The organism is Brenneria corticis, from assembly GCF_003115855.1.
GTDB classification, from domain to species: Bacteria; Pseudomonadota; Gammaproteobacteria; order Enterobacterales; family Enterobacteriaceae; genus Brenneria; species Brenneria corticis.
In genome coordinates this window covers 151,932-172,574 of the sequence record NZ_KZ819079.1, presented here as the reverse complement: position 1 = coordinate 172,574, position 20,643 = coordinate 151,932, and the positions used below count along the sequence as shown (strand labels likewise).

Sequence of the window (20,643 nt, the reverse complement as noted above, 5' to 3'; positions counted from 1 at the left end):
GGCGGCAACGTCCGGCCACTCTTTTTTATGAGGCATGTTTATGTATCACCTGAGAGTACCTGAAAGCGCAGAAGAACTTGATGCGTACTATCAATTCCGTTGGGAGATGCTGCGTAAACCGCTGCACCAGCCGCTGGGCTCGGAGCGTGACGCCTACGACGCACTGGCGCATCATCAGACGGTGGTGGACGAACAGGGGCGGCTGGTGGCGATCGGCCGGCTGTCCATCAATGCCGACAACGAAGCGGCCATCCGGTTTCTGGCCGTTCACCCCGACGTGCGGGGAAAAGGGCTGGGAACGCTGCTGGCCATGACGCTGGAGTCGGTGGCGCGTCAGGAAGGGGTCAAGCGCGTCGTCTGTAGCGCCCGCGAGGATACGGTGGGCTTTTTCTCCAAGCTCGGTTTTATGAATCAGGGGGAAATCACCGCGCCGCAAACCACGCCGATACGCCATTTTTTGATGATCAAGCCGGTAGAGACGCTGGATGATATTCTGCACCGCCCTGACTGGTGCGGGCAGTTGCAGCAGGCCTGGTATAATCGCATTCCGCTCAGTGAAAAAATGGGCGTGCGCATAAGCCAGTATACCGGCCAGAAATTTATCACCACCATGCCGGAAACCGGCAATCAGAACCCCCATCATACGTTATTCGCCGGCAGCATGTTTTCTCTCGCTACCCTGACCGGCTGGGGATTGATCTGGCTGCTGCTGCGTGAAAGGCATTTGGGCGGAACCATTATTCTGGCCGACGCGCATATTCGCTACAGTACGCCGGTAAGGGGCAGGCCGAGCGCCATTGCCGATCTCGGCTCGTTGAGCGGGGATTTGGATCGCCTGGCGCGGGGACGTAAGGCCAGGGTGCAGTTAAATGTGGAGCTGTACGGCGACGATAAGAAAGGCGCGTTGTTCGAGGGCGTCTATATGGTATTGCCCGCCACGCCGAAAGAGCCGCTGGAGCAGGGCGGCTCCGAAATCAGATGACGGCGGCCCGTCACCTGATACGGTCGGTTTACTGCGGCGTTTCCGTTACGGCGCCTTGATGTATCTGCTGCCTGATTGGCTGCCCGTCGCCGCCAACGCCCTGCAACAAGCCGTTTAACGTCGGTTTCAGCGGCGTATCGGCGGCGAGCCGCCCGTTCAGCTGTAGCTGTAGATTGGCGTTGTCTGCCGAAGCCTGAGCGGGCCATCCCCAGCGGGTTAAAATATCCGCCGGGACGGAGCGCCCGCTCAGCGTAAGCGAAAATTCCCGGGCAGGGCGTTGATCGATCGTCGCTTTGGCCTCCAGCAGGCCGCTTTGCGTAAAGGCGCTAAGGTCGGTAAGCGAGATCTGGCGGTCGTCGGCCGTTAACGCCAGAGACGGCCGGCGGACATCGACTTTATTGAAGGTCGCATCGCTGGCGTTCAGGTTCAGCGAGCCGGCCCACACGCCCCACTGATGATCGCGGGCCAGCAGCAGGTCGCTGCCGTATCCGTCCAGCGCGGTAAGCTGAAAAGGGAAATCCGGATTGATATCAATCAGCAAATTACGGTTGGCGGTGAATTTTTTCACCGCCACTTCCGCCATCCAGTCCGGCAGCGTGGTCTGCCAGCGCTGACGCCAGTCGGCGGGTAAGGTGTATTCCATGCCCGCGACGACGAATTCGTCCAACTGCAAACGGTGACTGCTGCGCTGCCAGTTACCGTCGGTGCGCAGCAAACCGCCTTCCCAGCGGGTGGTGAACTGTTTGATTTCAACCCCGTCGGGAGAGAGAGCCAGATTAACGATAGGGTCGATGAGATGCATATTGCCGTTAACGATATCGGTGGCGTTGAACGACAGTTCGCCGTCGTCGCTTTGCCAGTCGTCCTGTTTGAAGGTGACGTTGCGCAGCGTAACGTCGAGATCGATAAACGCCCATCCCGGCCCTTCGATACGGGCATCAATCAAATCAAAACGGGAAACGGCGACGGCGGGCAAAGCGGTGATCGGTTGCCAGAATTCCCGGATGGTTCTTGGCGTTTGCAAACGCACCTTGCTGAGACGCAGGTTGTCGATTTGCCAGCTTCCGTCTTCCGCCCGGCTGGCGCTGCCGGTTAACTGGCCTTGCGCCACGTCCGCGCCGAAGTTGCCCAGGGTAAGCTGATTCTGATTGATTTTGCCCTGCACCAGCACCTGGCTGGCGGGGATATCATTAAGCCGCAACGAACGGGCGCTGAGTTGGAAATTCCCCTGCTTGCCTAACAGGCGTCCCGCTTCAGGCCGCCAGGGCATAATGCCGCCGTTGATCTGTTGACCGTTTAAATGCCAGTCGTCGTCCTGCGCCTGAATCGCCATGGTGCGCAGTTGCAATACGTCCGCTTCGATTGGCAGGGATGCCGCGGTCGGCGACAGGTTCAGCGTGCCGCCTTCCAGTTCCAGGATGGCGAAATGGCGCGGCTCGGTTATCTGACGCGCGCTCAGCCCGGCGGAAACCTGTTTGGCGGTGAGCGTCGGCGGCTGGTTTTTATGACCAAAGATGACGTCTTGCAGCACAATACGATCGGGTTTGGACCAGCTATGGTCGATTTTCCCCAGGGAGACCTGATAGTCCGTGTTTTGATTTACCCAATTGCCGATGCGCGCTGAAGCCCAGCCGGTTTGCAGTAATACGTATAATATTACCAGCGCAAGCAATGCCAGCAGCAGTAGGGTCAGCAATAATTTCCCGATAAATCTCATCGTGTCAGTCCATGTCAATCGTCAGGGATAACTGTTTTTATGCCGCAATTACCTTAAAGGCTCAACAGATAATGCAGTTACAGACAGTAAAAAGCGACCGGTGTTGCATCGTCGGTCGCTTTTATCCCTATACCCGTCATACTTCAAGCCGCAGGTGCGTTGGCTTTCCTCACTCACCCCGGTCACTTACTGGTGTAAGCTCCCGGGGATTCGTTGCGTCGCCGCCTTCCTGCAACTCGAATTATTTAGGGTATACATAACAGAAATTATTGACGCGGATACAAATTATTTTTCGTCGTGGGGGAAAACCAGATTCAGCACAATCGCCGTAATACCGCCGGCGGCGATGCCGGAAGAGAGCAGGGTTTTCATCCAGTCCGGCGCAAATTGCAGAATCAGCGGTTGCTGCGAAACGCCCAGCCCCACGGCCAGCGAGAGCGCGATAATCATGATGGCGCGCCGGTTCAGCGGTTCACGCGACACGATGCGCACGCCGGAGGCGGCGATGGTGCCGAACATAACGATGGTGGCGCCGCCCAGCACCGGCTCCGGAATATGCTGCACAAAGCCGCTGACCGCCGGGAACAGCCCCAGAACAATCAGCATCAGCGCCACCACAAAGCCGACGTAGCGGCTGGCGACGCCGGTAAGCTGGATAACGCCGTTATTCTGCCCGAAACAGGAGTTGGGAAAGGTATTGAATACGGCGGACAGACAGGAGTTCAGGCCGTTGGCCAGCACGCCGCCTTTCAGCCGTTTCATATACAGCGGCCCGCTGACCGGCTGTTCCGACACGTCGGACGTCGCGGTGATATCGCCGATGGTTTCCAGCGACGTCACCATAAACACCAGCATCAGCGGGATCAGCAGATTCCAGTCAAAGCCCAGGCCGTAATAGAGCGGCGTCGGCACCATGATGAAGGTATTCTGTTCGGCCGGTGCGCCGCCCGGCAGCATATCCATCAGCCAGGCGCCGAGATAGCCGACCGCCATGGCGATCACCAGGGAGGCCACGCGCAGGTATGGGTTGCGCTGGCGGTTAAGCAGGATAATAACCAACAGCACGATGCCGGCCAGCAACAGATTTTTCGGCGCGCCGAAGGTGTTGTTGTTCATCGCCGCATAGCCGCCGCCGATGGAGGTCAGGCCGACCTGAATCAGCGACAGGCCGATAATCATCACCACAATCCCCGATACCAGCGGCGTGATAATCCGGCGGGCCAGATGCAGAAAGCGCGACAGGATGATTTCGGTAAAGGAGGCGACCATCAAGGTGCCGAACAGCGCCGCCATCATGGTGGGAACGTCCGCGCCGCCGTTTTTCAGCGCCAGGCCGCCCATAATCAACGGCGTGACGAAGTTAAAGCTGGTGCCCTGAATGGACAGCAGCCCCGACCCCACCGGTCCCCAGGTTTTGATTTGCAGAATAGAGGCCAGACCGGAGGCAAACAGCGACATGCTGATGATATGTTGCGTATCTTGCGCCGGCAGCCCCAGCGCCTGGCAGATCAACAGCGCGGGGGTGATCACCGCGACGAACATCGCCAGCAGATGCTGGCTGGCGGCAAACAGGGTTTGCGCCAGCGGCGGCCTGTCTTCCAGACGGTAGATTAATTCACTGCGCTTGGGCGCGGCGGGCATCTCTGTTTGCGGGTTTTCCGTGGTGGCGTCGGTCATAATATGGCGTTCCTGAAACGACAAAGAGGGCATTTTAATGATCTCTTTGACAAAAGCAAACGTTTGCTAAACGCGCCGCCGATATGAAATTTGTCTGGTTGGCGGTAGCTGATTATTTAACGGTACAGCGGGTTGGATTTGGCGCGCAATACCCCATCGTCAGGCGTTGGTATAGCGGGAGCGCTCCGGCAGCCAGCGCTCAATCAACGCTTTGGCATGGTCGGGATAACGTTGGTGGAGATGGCGGGCAACGCGCTGTACCTGAGGGATCAGCGCCTGATCGCGCAGGAGATCGGCGACTTTGAATTCCGCATTGCCCGTCTGGCGCGTTCCCAATAGCTCGCCCGGTCCGCGGATTTCCAAATCGCGCTGGGCGATAACAAAACCGTCGTTGCTGTCGCGCAGTACCTGAAGCCGTTTTTGCGCCGTTTTGCTGAGCGGCGTTTTATAAAGCAGTACGCAGTGAGAGGCCACCGCGCCGCGTCCCACTCGTCCGCGCAGCTGGTGAAGCTGCGCCAGCCCCAGCCGTTCGGGGTTTTCGATAATCATCAGGCTGGCGTTCGGCACGTCGACCCCCACTTCAATCACCGTCGTCGCCACCAGCAGTTGCAGATCGCCCTGTTTAAACGCCTGCATGACGGCTTGTTTCTCCTGCGCCTTCATCCGCCCATGGACTAATCCGACGCTGATGTCGGGCAGCGCCGCTTGCAGCTCCTGACAGGTCGCTTCGGCGGCCTGCGCTTCCAGCAGATCGGACTCTTCAATCAGCGTACACACCCAATAGGCCTGCCGACCTTCCTGCCGGCAGGCGTTGTCGACCCGTTGGATGACGTCATTGCGGCGCGAGTCCGGGATGGCGACGGTGGTGACCGGCGTTCTGCCCGGCGGCAGTTCGTCGATCACCGAGGTATCCAGATCGGCGTAGGCGGTCATCGCCAGCGTGCGCGGGATGGGAGTGGCGGTCATAATCAGCTGGTGCGGGTGAAATCCCTGCTCTTCGCCTTTTTCCCACAGCGCCAGACGCTGATGCACGCCGAAGCGGTGCTGTTCGTCAATAATCACCAGCGCCAGCCCGTTGAATTTTACCTGCTGCTGGAAGATGGCGTGGGTGCCGACCACCATCGCTACCCGGCCGCTGGCGATGGCGTCCTGCTGCGCTTCCCGCGCTTTTCCTTTCTGCTTGCCGGCCAGCCAGCCGACTTCAATACCCAGCGGCTCAAACCACTGGCGAAAATTATGCGCATGCTGCTCCGCCAGCAGCTCCGTCGGCGCCATCAGCGCCACCTGTTTGCCGTTGGCTATCGCCCGTAGCGCCGCCAGCGCGGCGACCAGCGTTTTTCCTGAGCCGACGTCCCCCTGCACCAGGCGCATCATGGGGAAATTTTTGGCCATATCGGCTTCAATTTCACCCACAACCCGCTGCTGCGCCCGGGTCGGCGAGAAAGGCAGCGCCGACAGCAAACGCTGTTTAAGGGCGTCATTGGCCGCCAACGGTAGGGCGCGGTAGCTCTGCGCGCCGGCGCGCACCGCCAGCATGCTTAAATTATGCGCCAGCAGCTCTTCCATAATCAGCCGCTGCTGCGCCGGATGCTTACCCTGCTCCAGCTCGCCGAGCTGAACGTCGGGCGGCGGCCGGTGCAGGATATGCAGAGCTTCGGGCAGGCTGATAAGCGAACGTCCCAGCTCTTCCGGCAGCAGTTCATCGATAGGATTGGCGTCCAGCAACGCCAGCGCCTGGTCGGTGAGCTTGCGCAGGGTCGCCTGGCGCACGCCTTCGGTGGCGGGATAAACCGGCGTCAGGGTTTCCTGCGGTTCTATTTGCGGGGTATCGCCCTGGATGCGGTATTCCGGGTGGATGATTTCCGCGCCGATTTTGCCGCGTTTAATTTCGCCATAGGCGGTGACCCGCTGGCCCGGCGCCAGACTGTTTTTCATCGCGGCGTTGAAATTGAAAAAGCGCATGGTCAGCAGGCCGCTGCCGTCGCTGATCTGGCAGGTCAGCATGCGGCGCCGGCCGAAGGTGACGTCGTGGCGCAATACCTCGCCTTCCACCGTGGCGTACATGCCGGGAAGGAGATCGCCGATGGCGTACAGCCGGGTGCGATCTTCGTAGCGCAACGGCAGGTGCAGCAATAAATCCTGCACGGTTTCCAGCCCGAGGCGGGCCAGTTTGGCCGCCTGACTGGCACCCACGCCGGCAAGCGTGCTCAGCGGTTGGGTATTCAGCAGGCGGCCTCTCATCAGCACTCCGAGGATTGCATTGACGCCCACCAGGCGGTATCGGCAACGAGCTGGCCGCTGTCGTCGATATAAGGGCGGGGTAAACCTTTACGTTTGGCGACGCGCGCCAGTACCGGGTAGCCGCCTTCAAACAGCAGCCGCTGCTGTTCCGCTTCGTCCAGCGGGCTCTCTTGGCGCCGATACATGCCCGCCATCTGCCGTTGGCGCTGCGCTTCATACAGAATCAAGGCGCAGGCGACGGAGACATTCAGCGACTGCACCATACCGGTCATCGGAATGATGATATCCCGGTCGGCCAGCTGTAAGGCCTCTTTGCTGATGCCGGTTTTTTCCTGCCCCAGCAAAATGCAGGTCGGGCGGGTGTAATCAATTTCGCGGAAATCGACGGACTGCGGGGAAAGATGGGTGGCCAGAATCTGCATGCCCTGCGTTTTCAGGTGGCCGACCGCGTCATGGATGGTGCGGTGCGTTTTAACCTGAACCCAGCTATTGCTGCCGGCCGCGGAAGAAACCAGCGTTTTCATTCTGCTGCCGGGCCAGACGGCATGGATCCGATGGACGCCGACCGCATCGGCGGTACGAATAACGGCGGACACGTTGTGCGGCTTATGCACCTGCTCCATGCAGACGGTCAGATCGGGCTGGCGGCAGCTGAGCATCTCTCTGATACGCGCGTAGCGTTGCGGTGTCATAACGGTCAGTTTCGGTTACGGTTAACTTTTATTACATCCGGCATTACGCGGATTTTGCGCATAACGTTCGCCAGATGAACGCGGTCGAGCGTGGTAAGACGGATAAAGGCGCTGTATACGCGGCCGTCCCTTTCTTCCGTATTGATACTCTGGATATTTGAATTGGCGGTATTGATGGCGGCCGCCAGATTGGCCAGCGCGCCCTGGTGGTTGAACATATCCACCTTGATTTCGGCGATAAACTCCTGCTCGGTCACCTTATCCCATTCCACCGCCATAAACTTCTCCGGCTCTTTCTGGTAACCGCGAATATTGCGGCAGGATTCGTGGTGGATGACCAGACCCTTACCGGGACTGACGTGAGCGATAATCGGATCGCCCGGAATGGGGCGGCAGCATTTGGCAAACGAGACCATCACGCCGTCTGCGCCTTTAATCGGCAGTTTGCGCGGCCCGGTGTTATCCAACTGGGATTGTTCATTGAGCAGGTTTTTCGCCACCACCACGCTCATGGCGTTGCCCAGTCCGATTTCCGCCATCAGATCGTCCAGCGTGGCGAGCTTCATTCTGTCCAGCTCAAGCTGAATATTCTTGGGCGGGATATCCGACAGTTTGCGGCCGCTGCCCAGCGCATGATTCAGCAACCGCCGGCCCAGGCTGACGGAATCGTCGCGCTTGAGGTTTTTCAGCATCTGGCGGATTTTGGCGCGCGCTCTGGAACTGACCACAAAGTTCAGCCAGGCGGCATTCGGTCTGGCGCCCGGCGCGGTAATGATCTCCACGGTCTGTCCGCTGGTCAGCGACTGCGATAGCGGATAGGGCTGGCGGTCGACTCTGGCGCCGACGCAGGCGTGGCCGATATCGGTATGTACGGCATAGGCGAAGTCCACCGGCGTGGCGCCGGCCGGCAATTCCACAATGCGCCCTTCCGGCGTGAAGACGTACATCTCGTCAGGAAACAGGTCGGACTTAACGCTTTCGATAAATTCGAACGAGCTGCCGGCGCTCTGCTGCAATTCCAGCAGGCTTTGCATCCAGCGCTGGGCGCGAACCTGAGCGGTGGTGCTGCTTTCGCCTTCTTTATAGGCCCAGTGCGCGGCCACGCCCATTTCCGCCATCTGGTCCATATCATCGGTGCGGATCTGCACTTCCACCGGCACGCCATGCGGACCAATCAGCGACGTATGCAGCGACTGATAGCCGTTGGCCTTGGGAATGGCGATATAGTCTTTTACCCGTCCCGGACGCGGCTTGTACAGGCTGTGTACCTGGCCCAACACGCGATAGCAGGTATCCAGCTCCTTGACGATCACCCGAAAGGCGTAAATATCCATAATGGAATGGAAACGCTGCTCTTTGAGGTGCATTTTGCAGTAGATGGAATAGAGATGCTTTTCGCGGCCGCTTACCCGGCAGGCGATCCCCGCTTCGGTCAGACGTCCTTCAATCTCGGCGAGGATTTTCTGGATCATCTCTTTGCGATTACCGCGGGCGGCCTTGACCACCTCTTTGATGACGCGGTAACGGTTGGGGTAGAGCGCTTCAAAACCCAGCTCTTCCAGCTCGGTCTTGAGGTGGTGAATACCCAGCCGATGCGCCAGCGGGCTGTATATTTCCAGCGTTTCGCGGGCGATGCGGCGGCGCTTGTCCGGGCGCAGCGAACCCAGCGTGCGCATATTGTGGGTGCGGTCGGCCAGTTTGATCAGAATGACGCGGATATCCTGCACCATCGCCATGATCATTTTGCGGAAGTTTTCCGCCTGCGCCTCTTTCTTGTCGCGGAACTTCAGCTTGTCCAGCTTGGAAACGCCTTCCACCAGTTCGGCAACGCTCTTGCCGAAAAGCTGCTCCATATCCTGATAGGTGGCGGGCGTATCCTCTATCACGTCGTGCAGCAGCGCGGCCATCAGCGTTTCATAGTCGAGACGCATCTCGGCCAGAATACAGGCGACGGCAACCGGATGAGTGATATAGGGTTCGCCGCTGGAGCGAGTCTGCCCCTCGTGGGCATCACGCGCGACAAGATAAGCCTGCCGTAAACGTTTAATCTGCTCTTCCGGCAGATAACGTTGAATCAGCAGATTGAGGCTTTCAAAAAGATACAAGGGCGACTCGTGGTCTGATTAACGGCGGCCTTCAGCAATCGCGGTAACCGCCTGAATTTCCGCGGCTTCCTGCTCTTGCTGCTCCTGGCGGTCACGAACGTCCAGGATCTGGGCGTTGATCAGGCCTTCTTCGATTTCGCGCAGGGCGATCACCGTGTATTTGTCGTTCTCTTCAGGAACCAGCGGATCTTTACCGCCGGTCTGGATCTGGCGGGCGCGACGAGCAGCGACCAACACCAGGTCAAAACGATTACCAATTTTCTCTACAGCGTCTTGAACAGTTACGCGTGCCATAATGTGCTACTCCACAGGGAAATAAAATGACTGGGCATCATACTGAAAGAGCCGTCAGTCTGCCAATAGTTTGGTGATTAATGCGTCATGCCGTACTTTTTGCCTGCTTAAATGCAGACGTTCAGCGCGAATAATGGTTTTCAGATCGAGCAACGCCAAATCGAAATCGTCATTAACAATCAAATAATCATATTCTGCGTAGTGTGTCATCTCGGCCACGGCCTGCGCCATACGGCGGGCTATGACTTCCTCGCTGTCCTGACCGCGGCCGCGCAGGCGGCGCGCCAGCTCTTCTTTTGACGGCGGTAAAATGAAAATGCTGCGCGCCTGCGGCATCTGGCTGCGGATTTGCTGGGCGCCCTGCCAGTCAATATCCAGAAAAACATCCACGCCGGACGCCAGGGTCTGTTCGATGGCCAGCCGGGACGTGCCGTAGTAATTGCCGAAAACTTCCGCATATTCCAGAAATTCGTTTTCCCGGATCATCCGTTTGAATTCATCAACCGGGACGAAGAAGTAGTGTTCGCCGTGGTTTTCCCCCGGTCGTATGGCCCGTGTGGTATGGGAAATCGATACCTGGGTGTCATAAAGCGGCTGCGTTTTAAATAGCGCCTGAATCAAACTTGATTTTCCAGCCCCACTGGGAGCGGAAACGATATATAACGTGCCTTGGGCCATAATTGGAGTTTTATTAATTGCAATTAATTATTGATATGGATGCAGCAAAACGTGCATTTCCTCACATTATACACGGCAATATGCCATCAGTCGCGCGGTGATAAGCGGCATCGCAGAATGTTCTACCGTTATGCCACCAGAAACGCCCGCTGCCAACCTTTTCCTGATGCTTTGCGCAACCGATTCCGGTGGTTTTTGATACGGATGACAAACGGCCAAAAACTTTGCGGGGCGTTTTGCACCGTTGGTTTTTCTCCCTCGTGTTACGTCGGCGACCGCGCTGTACTGGCCGTGCGCGGTCCGCACTCAGGGGAGAGGTCATATGAATTGCTGGTTCACAGGGTTTGTCAGCGTAATATTGGCGGGGTTGGCCGGCGGGCCGTTGAGCGCCGCGCCCGCTTGCCCTGACTGGTCGGCCGGCCGAGCCGAAAAAGAGCTGCTGATGCTGCGTCAGCAACTGGAGCAATGGGATGACGCTTATTATCAGGCGGGAACCAGTCAGGTGGAGGATGAGGTTTACGACCAGTTGCGCGACCGGCTGGAACACTGGCGGCGCTGTTTTCACCCCGCCGGGCCGGATTTTTCCATTCGCCTGCCGGACCGGGGCAAACGGGCGCATCCGGTGGCGCATACCGGCCTGAAAAAGCTCTCCGACCGCGGGCAACTGTCGCGATGGATAAAACAGCGTCAGGATGTCTGGATCCAGCCCAAAATTGACGGCGTGGCGGTCACGCTGGTGTACCAGCAGGGAAAACTGGCGTCGGCAATCAGCCGGGGTAACGGCTGGAGAGGGGAGGACTGGACGCAAAAAGCCCTGAATATCGCGGATATCCCCAACGAACTGAGCGGAGCGCCCGCCACGCTGGTGCTACAGGGGGAGCTGTTCCTTAAGGTGGCCGGCCATCGGCAGGATCGGCAAGGCGGAATCAACGCCCGGGCGGCGGTTGCCGGGGAGATGCGCCGCCATCAGCCTTCATCCGTTTTGCCGCGCATCGGCGTTTTTATCTGGGAGTGGCCCGATGGCCCAGCCGCGCTGCCCGAGCGCCTTGAGGGATTACGGACGATGGGGTTCGCCATGACGGCCGATTATACGCATCGCATCTCCTCGCTGGAGGAGGCCGAACGCTGGCGGGAGCGCTGGTTTCGCCATCCCTTGCCCTTCGTCACCGATGGCGTGGTGATCCGTCAGGATAAAGAACCGCAGGGGCGCTATTGGCGCAATACCCCGGCCGACTGGGCCATTGCCTGGAAATATCCGCCGGTGCGGCAGGTGGCGGAGGTTAACGGCGTTGATTTTGCCATCGGCCGTACCGGCAGAATTAGCGTGGTACTGAGGCTCAATTCGCTGCGGCTGGATGACAAGAGGGTGCGCCGGGTCAATGTGGGGTCGCTATCGCGCTGGCGGCAGTGGGATGTCCTGCCCGGCGATCAGATCGCCATCAGTCTGGCCGGGCAGGGCATCCCCCGGCTGGACAAGGTGGTGTGGCGGGTTGCCGAACGCGCCGCGGTAACTCTGCCGCCGGAGGGGGATTTTCATCCTCTCAGCTGCTTTCAATACAGCATTGCCTGTCGGCAGCAGATGGTTGCGCGGCTGACCTGGCTCAGCGGCGAGCACGGGCTGAATCTTAAAGGCGTCAGCGAAGGGATATGGCGCCGCTTGACGCAACAGGGCGTATTGCGTGACGTGGTGTCATGGCTGGCGCTGAGCAGGGAACAGATACGGGACGTGAAGGGGGTTGGCATCAGGCAGGCTGATAACCTTTATGACAATTTACAGCAGGCTCGTCAGCAGCCTCTGGCGCGTTGGCTGGTGGCGTTGGGGCTTCCCTTGCCGCGTTCGGCGGGGAACGTGCTGGAGAATATCAGCTGGCCGCAGTTGCAACAGCGCACCGCGTTGCAGTGGCGGCGGTTTCCGGGAGTAGGCGCCAAGCGGGCGGAAGAACTCATGGCATTTTTGCATCATCCGGCGGTGGTCGAGCTTATTGCCTGGCTGGGTAACGAGGGGATAAAAAATATAAGGGGCGCCGCCAAGCGGTAGTATGACGGGTATATGCCGGCAAAGATAAAACGCGCGCTGTGGTAATGAACTCCCCCATTATGCCGTTGTCCTACAGCTTCAGATAATAAAATAAGTTTTGTCGGAGCATTTGACGCGATGAAGTTTGGTCCCACGTTTTCACAGCCTAAGTTATCGTTAGTCCTGGCAATATATATCGGTTTTTTCCTTAATCTTTCGGTCTTTTATCGGCGGTTTGATTCTTTTTCCATCGTCACGGGCACGCAAATATCCAAATTTCTCCCGGCGATGATTGAACTGGCGGCCTGTATATTGTTCACCTTTTTTCTTATGCGCATTATTTCGCTGGGCGGGCGCCATTTTTATCGCATCGTCGCCTCGCTGCTGGTCCTTATTTCCGTCGCCGCCAGTTATTACATGAGCTTTTACAATGTGGTTATCGGCTACGGCATTATTGCCGCCGTTATGACCACGGACATTGATCTTTCCAAAGAGGTTATCGGTCTCCATTTTATTCTGTGGATGCTGGCGGTCAGCGCCTTGCCCTTGTTGCTGATTTGGAAAAACGAATTACGCCATACCTTGATTGAACAGCTGAAATCGCCGGGAAAACGCCTGGCGCCGGTGCTGATTTTACTGGCGGCTGTCGCGCTGGTGTGGCTGCCGATCCGCTATATGGACCGAGCCCAGTCGGTTTCTGAAAAATTTTCCAACGTTGACTTACCCAGCTATGGCGGCGTGGTGGCGCACTCCTACCTGCCGTCAAACTGGCTTTCCGCGCTGGGGCTGTTCGCCTACACCAAATATGACGAAAGCTTGGACTCGACGAATCTGTTCGATCCCGGCAAGCACTTCACCTATATCCCGCCCAAAGGGATTGATGACACCTATGTGGTCTTTATTATCGGTGAAACCACCCGTTGGGATCATATGGGGCTGTTGGGGTATGAGCGCGACACCACGCCCAGACTGTCGAAAGAAAAAAATCTGGTCGCTTTCCGCGGTCACTCCTGCGATACCTCGACCAAGCTTTCCTTGCGCTGCATGTTTGTGCGCGAAGGCGGTACGGAAGACAACCCTCAGCGCACGCTGAAGGAGCAAAATATCTTTGCGGTACTCCAGGATCTGGGGTTTACGTCCGAGCTGTTCGCGATGCAGAGCGAGGTTTGGTTTTATAACAGTATTGAAGCTGACAACTACTCTTTCCGCGAAATGATTGCGTCGGAAAAAAGTAACGACGGCAAGTCGGTGGACGACATGCTGCTGGTGGATGAAGTTAAGGAATCGCTGGAACGTTACCCGCGCGGCAAGCATCTGATTGTGCTGCATACCAAGGGGTCCCATTATCTCTATTCGATGCGTTATCCCCGCAGCTATGCCCGCTATCAGCCGGAATGCATGGGGGTGGACGCCTCCTGTTCCCGCGAGCAGCTGATTAACGCGTTTGATAACAGCGTGCTGTATACCGACAGCTTTATCGATAACGTGATTAACCAGGTGCGGGATAAAAAAGCGCTGGTCTTTTATGCCTCCGATCATGGTGAATCCATCGATGATAACCATCACCTGCATGGTACGCCTCGCCATATGGCGCCGCCGGAGCAGTTCCGATCGCCGATGATAGTCTGGGCGTCGGATAAGTTTCTGGCCGACCCCGATAACCTTAACGCCTTCGATCGGCTCAAGGCTCAACAGCGGATAGGTAAAACGCACCGCCACGAAGAGCTGTTCGACACCATCCTGGGATGTATTGGCTATACCTCGCCGGACGGCGGCATCAACCCGAAAAACAACTGGTGTAATAAGGGAAGCTAGCGTGGATGCCCGGATGGGGGGCTGTTATCGCCGTCACCAACCATCGTCATCCCCGCGGCAGTAGGCGGGGATCTCCTGCTGGAACCGTGAATAGTCATTGAGTGATTCCCGGTTACTCGCCCCATCCCTGGGGCTCGCCCTTCGGGCCGCCGCAAGCGGCGTTCAAAAACATTCCCGATGTTTTTGTGCGCGGGAATGACGAACGGGTAAGGCATGGTGAATAACTGTCGGGCAGATTCTGTTATCAACCGGTTACGCGGTTTTCTGTTTGCGGATACGTTTTTCACGGCGGATTTTACGCTCTTCCAGCACCGCAACCACGGCCATCAGACAGATACAGCAGATGGCGGCGGTATCCAGCGCGGCGAAGGTGCCGGCCCAGCCGGTCAGGCCGAAGATCGGCGTACCGTCGGCAATCATCCCCAGACCCAGTTTGGCGAAGCTATCGCCAATCAGGTAGGCAAAGGTGCCTTTAATGCCGTCGGCGGCGCCGATGGCTTTTTTCGGCACAAAGCCCACGGCGGCCACGCCAATCAGCAGTTGCGGACCAAAAACCAGGAAACCCAGCGCAAACAGCGAAGCGAGGTAAACGTACGAATTGCCGGCATGCTGGTAGACGCCGAGGGTGGCGATAATCAGCGCCAGCGCGATACAGGCCACCAGGGCGCGGCGGCCGTTGGCCAGGTCGGAGAGGTAGCCCCACAGCAGCGTACCGACCAGCGCGCCGGCCTCAAACAGGGTAAAGCCCTGAATCGCGACTTCTTTTGACAGCTTCAGCTCCTGGAAGGCGTATACCGTGGACCATTGGTCGATACCGATACGCACCACGTAAAGGAACACGTTGGAGAAACACAGCAGCCAGATAACTTTGTTCTTCAGCACGTACTCGACGAAGATCTGCCATTTGGTCATCGAGCTGTCTTCGGTCTCTTTGTCCTCATCGCTGATCTCTTCGCCAAACAGCTCTTCCGCTTTACCCAGACCGTAGGCTTCCGGCGAGTCGCTGCCGTAGCGCAGACCGATAAAGCCGACAATCAGCGCGATAACGGACGGTACGATGAACATGCCGATCACGTGGCCGTCGAACAGATAGTTGGCGCCGAACAACGCCACGCCCGCCGCGCCGGCGCCGCCCAGGTTATGGGAGATGTTCCACAGGCCGAGATAGGTTCCGCGTTTACGGCGCGGCGTCCACTTGGTGATGGTGGAATAGCTGCACGACCCGCCGGTGCTCTGGAAGAACCCGCTCAGCGCGTAGAAGGCGATCATCAGAAACAGGCTGACGGATCCGGAACCCATGCTGGCGCTGAAGCCGAGCATACAGATACTGGAGAGGATCAGCATAAACGGCAGGAACTGCTTGGTGTTTTTGCCATCCGCATAGTAGGAAACCAGCGTTTTCCCCACGCCGTAGGTGATGGAGAAGCCCAGGCCGATCATTCCCAGTTGCGTCATGCTCAAACCGTAGGTGGCGATCATGTCATTCTGAGCGATGTTAAAGTTCTTGCGGATCAGGTACATGGTCAGGTAGCCGATAAAGACCACCAGATAGGACTGCATAAAGGGTTTGAACCACATTTTGCGCCGCGTTTCGAGCGGCAGGTTCAGGGTCGGCTTACGTACCTGATTAAGAAAGGCCAGCATGGTTGTCTCCTCTTACTACGCAAACGCTGGAAGTGGCTGCATTGTAAGAAGAGGCGGTCGCCGCTGGCTTAAGATATCATCCAGTAAAAACTAGGAAATTTTCCCGGTTTTGGCCTTTTAGCGAAAAAAGAGTGAAGCGGGTCACGCTTCTGCCGGCATTTTTTCTCCGCCGCGTGGTGCCTGAGCGTTTAAAAACGGCAGCAGCAGCAGAGCGGAGACGCCGGCCGCGACGGCGATGACCGCAAAGAAACCGGTCCAGTGCCAGATATCCATAATTTGCGCCAGCGGCCAACCGGAAAGCGACGCCCCCAAATAGGCAAACAGTCCGACGAAGCCGGTCGCGGCGCCCGCCGCGTCTTTGTGCGAGCACTCCGCCGCCGCCATACCGATCAACATCTGCGGGCCGAAGACAAAAAAGCCGATGGTGAAAAAGCAGGCCGCCTGCATGACGTAGCTGGCGAACGGCATCAGCCACAGCGAGCCGACGGACAGCAGGATGCCGGCGGCGAAGATCAGATTCATCGGCCCGCGGTTGCCGTTGAACAGTTTGTCCGATCCCCAGCCGGCGACCAGCGCGCCGATAAATCCGCCCAGCTCGAACATGGTGACCGCCGAGTTGGCGACGACCAGATCCACGCCGAGCGTCTCGGACATATACAGATTGCCCCAGTCGTTGACGGCGGCGCGCACCAGGTAAACCAGCACATAGCAGAGCGCCAGCAGCCAGATATAAGGGTTGGCGAGCACATACTTATGCAGAATTTCCCGGCGCGACAGCCCGGCGCCCTCATGCTGTTGCGCGATTTCCAGCGCGTCCCGCCGCCACTCTCCCACGCTGGGCAGCCCCAGGGTTTGCGGGCGATCGCGCAGGCGCCAGCACAAAAACAGCCCGGCCAGAATAGCCAGCGTTCCGGCGATAATCAGCCCGGCGCGCCAGCCGCAGTGCAGCGCCGCCGCGCCCACCACCATCGGGATCAGGGCGCCGCCCACGTTATGCGCGGTGTTCCACAGCGCCCACCAGCCGCCGCGCTCGGTACGCGAATACCAGGCGGTGAGTAAGCGCGCGCACACCGGCGAACCCCAGCCCTGGAAGAACGCATTCGCCACCCACAGCAGGGCAAATACCCACAGCGACGATGAAAAGCCGAACAGGATGTTCACCACCCCGCTGGCAATCAGCCCCAGCCCCATAAAGTAGCGGGCGTTGGACTGGTCGCTGACGATGCCGGAAAAGAATTTCGACAGTCCGTAGGTAACGTAAAACAGGGTGGCGAGCAGGCCGATATCGGAGCGCGTCAGAATGCCGTTAGCGAGAATATCCGGCACCGCGGCGTTGAAACTTTTGCGCGTAAAGTAAAACAGCGCATAGCCCAGATAGATGGAGATAAGAATATGCCGCCGCCAGTAGCGGTAGGTGGCGTCAATCTCTTGCCGATCGGTAAGCGGCGCGATGGCGGAGGGGATTTTCAGAAAACCAAACATGACGCTCCTTATTGCTGACGCAGCGGCAGACTGACGGCGACCCGCGTCCCGCGGGTGCAGGAAATAGTCAACCTCCCGCCGAGGGCGGCGATCCGTTCGCGCATGCCGGTCAGGCCCAGACCCGACCGTCCGGAGTTCGGCGGCAGGCCGCAGCCGTCGTCTTCAATCACCAGCAGCAGCTGGTTGTCCTGACGCTCGCAGTGCAGCGTTACCGTGCTGGCATTGGCGTGTTTGACGATGTTGTTCAGCCCTTCCTGACAGACGCGAAACAGCGTGACGCGCTGGCTTTCGCTAAGCAGGGACTCGTCGATTTGCCAGCTGAGCCGGCTGACGATGCCGCGCGCTTCCAGCTCCATCTCGCGCAGCAGCGAACGCATCGCCTGCTCCAGGGAAAGATCGTCCAGCTGGCGCGGCCGCAGGCGGCCCAGCAGACGGCGTACCGAGTCGTACACGCCGAGAGAGAGCGTTTCAATCAACGCGCCGCTCTGCCTCACGCCGCTATTTTCCGGCGCCAGGCGTTGCACAATGCCGGCCTGGGTGCGAATCGCGGTAATGGTCTGGCCGATATCGTCGTGCAGTTCGCGCGCCACTTCCCGCCGCACGCTCTCTTCGGTTTCCAGCAGCCGTTCGGCGAGGCGATGGTTGCGGGCCAGTTGGTTTTGCAGCGACAGGTTAAGTTCCCTTAAGCGCTGGATTCCCGCCCCCAGCAGCAGTCCCGTCAGGCTCTGCGCCAGCAATGAGAGCAGCAAATCCACCGGATGGTCGTGCCAGGTCTGGCTGGCGATCAGGGCGATGGCGTTCATCAGCGTGGCGATAAGCGCGCCCTGCCAGCCGTAATGCCAGGCGAGGGCGATAATCGGCAGCGCCAGGCAAAACGGCGTAAAGCGCGCCAGCTCGTTCGGCAGCCCCAACTGTAGCCACAGGCTGACGACAAACAGCAGCAGATACCACAGCAGATGCCGGGTGCGCCAGTTGATCGGCTGTGAAACCAGCGCCGGACCGAGCGGCAGCCAGGTGGCGCTGGTGAGGTAGTGCCAGATAACCAGACAGGTGGGCGCCAGCGTCAGTCCGCCGGTCAGCGTCAACAGCAGCACGGTAAGCGCGTTTTCTCCGTCGCCGATCCAGGGCAGGGATTGCAACAGCGCGGCGGCGATCAGCGCGCCGCCCTGCAGCAACAGGGTATGCCAGTCATTCCGGCGGCGCTGGCGGCTGACCAGCGCGACGGGCAGCAGCGACAGCAGGCTCCCGGTCATCAATAATGGCAGGTGAAGCAGGGCGACCTGCTGCGACAGCCACATCAACAGGCATCCTTCACCGGCAAGCAATACCGGCCAGTAGCCGCGCGGGCATTGCAACATCAATCCCAGGCGTAAACCAAACGGGAACAGCAACGCCGCCAGCTCGGGACGTTCCACCAGATGCAGGCTGATGCCCCACAGGCAGAACCACGCGGCGCAGAAGATAAACAGGCTGGCGATAACGGAGATTAGCCGGGTGAGCAACGGACGCATTACCAGTCGGCAAAGAGATGACGGGCCAGCTCGACGTCATTGCTGATGCCGAGTTTTTCCATCAGGTTGGCGCGGTGAACGTGTACCGTTTTCGGCGATAGCCCCAGTTCGGCGGCAATCTCTTTTACCGCCATCCCCTGAGCGAGCTTTTCCGCTACCTGGCGTTCGCGGCGGGTCAGCGGATCCTGCCTGGAGGACGCCAGTTTCAGCGCCACGTCCGGCGTGAGGTAGCAGCCGCCCGTCGCCACGGTGCGCACCGCGGCGATCAGTTCATCGGGGCTGCAACGTTTGGAGAGAAATCCGTGCGCGCCGGCGTGCAGGGCTTGTTCAATCAGCGCCGGGCTATCGTGAACCGAGAGCATCACCACCGCCATGCCTTTCGGCAGCTGGCTTAAGAGTTCGAGACCGGAAATATCCGGCATGGAGATATCGCATATGCAGACCTGCACCGCGCGTCCCGGCAGCCCGGCCAGCGCCTCGCGGCCGGAACCAAACTCGCCGACCACCCGCATATCCGGCTCAAGCGCCAGCAGTTGGGCGAAACCGGAACGGACGATAAGGTGATCGTCAATAAGAGCGATAGTGATCATCAGGGGAACCAGGCGTTATAACGGGCGAGTACCTTAACGCCACCGCTAGTGCGGTTCAAGTGTTGTTCCGCGGTAGGTAAATCCTTTTTCCAAAAAGGGATTGACGCCTTAATGGGGGAGCAGTAATATGCGCCCGCATCGGTGAGTGGCGCAGCCTGGTAGCGCACTTCGTTCGGGACGAAGGGGTCGGAGGTTCGAATCCTCTCTCACCGACCAAGAACATATTCGGTTAGTACCCGTTACTAGCCGAAAACATAAAAAAACCCGCCATTCCTTATCGGATTGGCGGGTTTTTTTACGTTGGTTTTCTACGGGTTATCCGGATTCTTTGGCAATCGTTTATTTTTCAACGCCCATTAGCGCTTACTCTCGTTTACTGCTGTTTGACATGGCGGTTATTATGGTTATGATTGGATCATAACCTTTCAGGGGGGGGTCTATGGAACGTGACTCTGCTTTGGATTATCTGCTATCGCTGCACGGCGAGACAGTCTATCGGGATGATGGTTACTGGTGGAAGATTGATGCCTGGGAGGTGAGAGCAACGCCGTTTGTTCCTCACGGCATTCGCTACAGCCTTACATTGCATGATAAATACAATACGCGAGTCTTTGGGATGGATAACGCCCACGGGATCAAACTACCGAAGAAAGGTAAGTATTCCGGTCGCGTGGTGTATGACCATATTCATAGGAATGCTAAAGATAAAGGGTATCCGTATGAGTTTGTCTCAGCGGCGCAGTTGTTAGAGGATTTTTTCAACAAAATAGATGAAGTCATCGAAGATCGCGAGAGGCGAGGTTAATTTTTATGAAAGCACTTATTGGCGTTATGCCTGAACAGCTTATTCGTAAAAGAATGCTTGCCGTTGTTAAAGGTGAACATAAGCCGGAAGCCGGCGAGCCGAAAATATGGTTTACATCAATGAATGCACTGGCTCAGGTTCTCAGTAATGAAAATATAGCGTTGCTCCGCCAGATGGACGAGCGGAAGCCGGAGACGATAACAGAACTTGCGCAGATGTCAGGGCGCAAGAAAAGTAATTTATCCGTAACGCTTAAGACGCTGAACTCGTATGGGTTCGTTCGGTTGGAAAAAGTGGGGCGCAGCGTCAAGCCTGTTGCTGTATTTACCGATTTCGATATCCAGGTTAAGCAAGCGTTTATCGAGAGGTTTAGCCATAAAGTAGCCTGAAACC

The 20,643-nt window shown here is 58.1% G+C and carries 16 protein-coding genes and 1 tRNA gene; 6 read left to right on the top strand and 11 right to left on the bottom strand.

What is annotated here, in order from left to right; translation table 11 throughout:
• Window positions 1-40: 40 nt before the first annotated feature.
• Entirely contained in the window at window positions 41-982 is a 942-nt protein-coding gene (fabY, locus tag DDT56_RS12140; RefSeq protein ID WP_136166701.1) for a fatty acid biosynthesis protein FabY, read from the top strand.
• A gap of 28 nt (window positions 983-1,010) precedes the next feature.
• Here fabY and DDT56_RS12135 read toward each other — a convergent pair whose 3' ends face one another.
• The 7 genes from DDT56_RS12135 to gmk all read right to left on the bottom strand — a co-directional run bounded on the left by DDT56_RS12135 (window position 1,011) and on the right by gmk (window position 10,386).
• On the bottom strand, window positions 1,011-2,699 hold the full coding sequence (locus tag DDT56_RS12135; RefSeq protein ID WP_136166700.1) for an AsmA family protein: 1,689 nt from the start codon (window positions 2,697-2,699) through the stop codon (window positions 1,011-1,013).
• Between the two features lie 285 nt (window positions 2,700-2,984).
• The gene (locus DDT56_RS12130) at window positions 2,985-4,376 is read right to left on the bottom strand and encodes a nucleobase:cation symporter-2 family protein (RefSeq protein ID WP_136166699.1); all 1,392 of its coding nucleotides are present in this window, start codon (window positions 4,374-4,376) and stop codon (window positions 2,985-2,987) included.
• A 159-nt stretch (window positions 4,377-4,535) separates the two neighbouring features.
• Window positions 4,536-6,617, bottom strand: coding sequence for an ATP-dependent DNA helicase RecG (gene recG, locus DDT56_RS12125; protein WP_136166698.1), 2,082 nt, complete (start codon window positions 6,615-6,617; stop codon window positions 4,536-4,538).
• Window positions 6,617-7,309 carry a tRNA (guanosine(18)-2'-O)-methyltransferase TrmH gene (gene trmH / locus DDT56_RS12120; protein WP_136166697.1) on the bottom strand — a complete coding sequence of 231 codons (693 nt, stop codon included), beginning with the start codon at window positions 7,307-7,309 and terminating at the stop codon, window positions 6,617-6,619. Before trmH ends, recG begins: the two co-directional genes overlap by 1 nt.
• A gap of 5 nt (window positions 7,310-7,314) precedes the next feature.
• Window positions 7,315-9,414, bottom strand: a complete 2,100-nt coding sequence (spoT, locus tag DDT56_RS12115) for a bifunctional GTP diphosphokinase/guanosine-3',5'-bis pyrophosphate 3'-pyrophosphohydrolase (RefSeq protein ID WP_009115010.1) — start codon at window positions 9,412-9,414, stop codon at window positions 7,315-7,317.
• A gap of 18 nt (window positions 9,415-9,432) precedes the next feature.
• Window positions 9,433-9,708, bottom strand: coding sequence for a DNA-directed RNA polymerase subunit omega (gene rpoZ / locus DDT56_RS12110; RefSeq protein WP_009115009.1), 276 nt, complete (start codon window positions 9,706-9,708; stop codon window positions 9,433-9,435).
• Between the two features lie 54 nt (window positions 9,709-9,762).
• Entirely contained in the window at window positions 9,763-10,386 is a 624-nt protein-coding gene (gene gmk / locus DDT56_RS12105) for a guanylate kinase (RefSeq protein WP_136166696.1), read from the bottom strand.
• Window positions 10,387-10,708: 322 nt separating this feature from the next.
• Here gmk and ligB point away from each other — a divergent pair, with 322 nt between their 5' ends.
• Together ligB and eptB are read left to right on the top strand one after the other, a co-directional pair.
• Window positions 10,709-12,424, top strand: a complete 1,716-nt coding sequence (gene ligB / locus DDT56_RS12100) for an NAD-dependent DNA ligase LigB (RefSeq protein WP_136166695.1) — start codon at window positions 10,709-10,711, stop codon at window positions 12,422-12,424.
• A 117-nt stretch (window positions 12,425-12,541) separates the two neighbouring features.
• Window positions 12,542-14,218 (top strand): kdo(2)-lipid A phosphoethanolamine 7''-transferase, encoded by a 1,677-nt coding sequence (eptB, locus tag DDT56_RS12095; protein WP_136166694.1) that lies wholly within the window; start codon window positions 12,542-12,544, stop codon window positions 14,216-14,218.
• A gap of 252 nt (window positions 14,219-14,470) precedes the next feature.
• Here eptB and uhpT read toward each other — a convergent pair whose 3' ends face one another.
• The 4 genes from uhpT to uhpA all read right to left on the bottom strand — a co-directional run bounded on the left by uhpT (window position 14,471) and on the right by uhpA (window position 19,445).
• On the bottom strand, window positions 14,471-15,862 hold the full coding sequence (gene uhpT / locus DDT56_RS12090; protein WP_136166693.1) for a hexose-6-phosphate:phosphate antiporter: 1,392 nt from the start codon (window positions 15,860-15,862) through the stop codon (window positions 14,471-14,473).
• Window positions 15,863-16,003: 141 nt separating this feature from the next.
• Window positions 16,004-17,344 (bottom strand): MFS transporter, encoded by a 1,341-nt coding sequence (gene uhpC, locus DDT56_RS12085; RefSeq protein WP_136166692.1) that lies wholly within the window; start codon window positions 17,342-17,344, stop codon window positions 16,004-16,006.
• 8 nt (window positions 17,345-17,352) lie between these two features.
• The gene (uhpB, locus tag DDT56_RS12080) at window positions 17,353-18,855 is read right to left on the bottom strand and encodes a signal transduction histidine-protein kinase/phosphatase UhpB (RefSeq protein WP_136166691.1); all 1,503 of its coding nucleotides are present in this window, start codon (window positions 18,853-18,855) and stop codon (window positions 17,353-17,355) included.
• Window positions 18,855-19,445 (bottom strand): response regulator transcription factor UhpA, encoded by a 591-nt coding sequence (gene uhpA, locus DDT56_RS12075; protein ID WP_136166690.1) that lies wholly within the window; start codon window positions 19,443-19,445, stop codon window positions 18,855-18,857. The genes uhpB and uhpA overlap by 1 nt, the downstream gene beginning before the upstream one ends.
• Window positions 19,446-19,584: 139 nt before the next feature.
• Between uhpA and DDT56_RS12070 the strand changes: the two genes are divergently transcribed.
• The 3 genes from DDT56_RS12070 to DDT56_RS12060 all read left to right on the top strand — a co-directional run bounded on the left by DDT56_RS12070 (window position 19,585) and on the right by DDT56_RS12060 (window position 20,639).
• Window positions 19,585-19,661: transfer RNA gene (locus DDT56_RS12070), tRNA-Pro, on the top strand.
• Window positions 19,662-19,884: 223 nt separating this feature from the next.
• Entirely contained in the window at window positions 19,885-20,250 is a 366-nt protein-coding gene (locus tag DDT56_RS12065) for a toxin-antitoxin system TumE family protein (RefSeq protein WP_136166689.1), read from the top strand.
• Window positions 20,251-20,255: 5 nt separating this feature from the next.
• Window positions 20,256-20,639, top strand: a complete 384-nt coding sequence (locus DDT56_RS12060; protein WP_136166688.1) for an HVO_A0114 family putative DNA-binding protein — start codon at window positions 20,256-20,258, stop codon at window positions 20,637-20,639.
• Window positions 20,640-20,643 lie beyond the last annotated feature (4 nt).

Coding starts and splice junctions, on each gene's coding strand:
- ligB (WP_136166695.1), top strand. CDS start 10,709: ATGAATTGCTGGTTCACAGGGTTTGTCAGCGTAATATTGGCGGGGTTG.
- uhpT (WP_136166693.1), bottom strand. CDS start 15,862: ATGCTGGCCTTTCTTAATCAGGTACGTAAGCCGACCCTGAACCTGCCG.
- eptB (WP_136166694.1), top strand. CDS start 12,542: ATGAAGTTTGGTCCCACGTTTTCACAGCCTAAGTTATCGTTAGTCCTG.
- gmk (WP_136166696.1), bottom strand. CDS start 10,386: ATGGCCCAAGGCACGTTATATATCGTTTCCGCTCCCAGTGGGGCTGGA.
- DDT56_RS12135 (WP_136166700.1), bottom strand. CDS start 2,699: ATGAGATTTATCGGGAAATTATTGCTGACCCTACTGCTGCTGGCATTG.
- DDT56_RS12130 (WP_136166699.1), bottom strand. CDS start 4,376: ATGACCGACGCCACCACGGAAAACCCGCAAACAGAGATGCCCGCCGCG.
- fabY (WP_136166701.1), top strand. CDS start 41: ATGTATCACCTGAGAGTACCTGAAAGCGCAGAAGAACTTGATGCGTAC.
- trmH (WP_136166697.1), bottom strand. CDS start 7,309: ATGACACCGCAACGCTACGCGCGTATCAGAGAGATGCTCAGCTGCCGC.
- uhpA (WP_136166690.1), bottom strand. CDS start 19,445: ATGATCACTATCGCTCTTATTGACGATCACCTTATCGTCCGTTCCGGT.
- recG (WP_136166698.1), bottom strand. CDS start 6,617: ATGAGAGGCCGCCTGCTGAATACCCAACCGCTGAGCACGCTTGCCGGC.
- uhpB (WP_136166691.1), bottom strand. CDS start 18,855: ATGCGTCCGTTGCTCACCCGGCTAATCTCCGTTATCGCCAGCCTGTTT.
- DDT56_RS12065 (WP_136166689.1), top strand. CDS start 19,885: ATGGAACGTGACTCTGCTTTGGATTATCTGCTATCGCTGCACGGCGAG.
- DDT56_RS12060 (WP_136166688.1), top strand. CDS start 20,256: ATGAAAGCACTTATTGGCGTTATGCCTGAACAGCTTATTCGTAAAAGA.
- rpoZ (WP_009115009.1), bottom strand. CDS start 9,708: ATGGCACGCGTAACTGTTCAAGACGCTGTAGAGAAAATTGGTAATCGT.
- uhpC (WP_136166692.1), bottom strand. CDS start 17,344: ATGTTTGGTTTTCTGAAAATCCCCTCCGCCATCGCGCCGCTTACCGAT.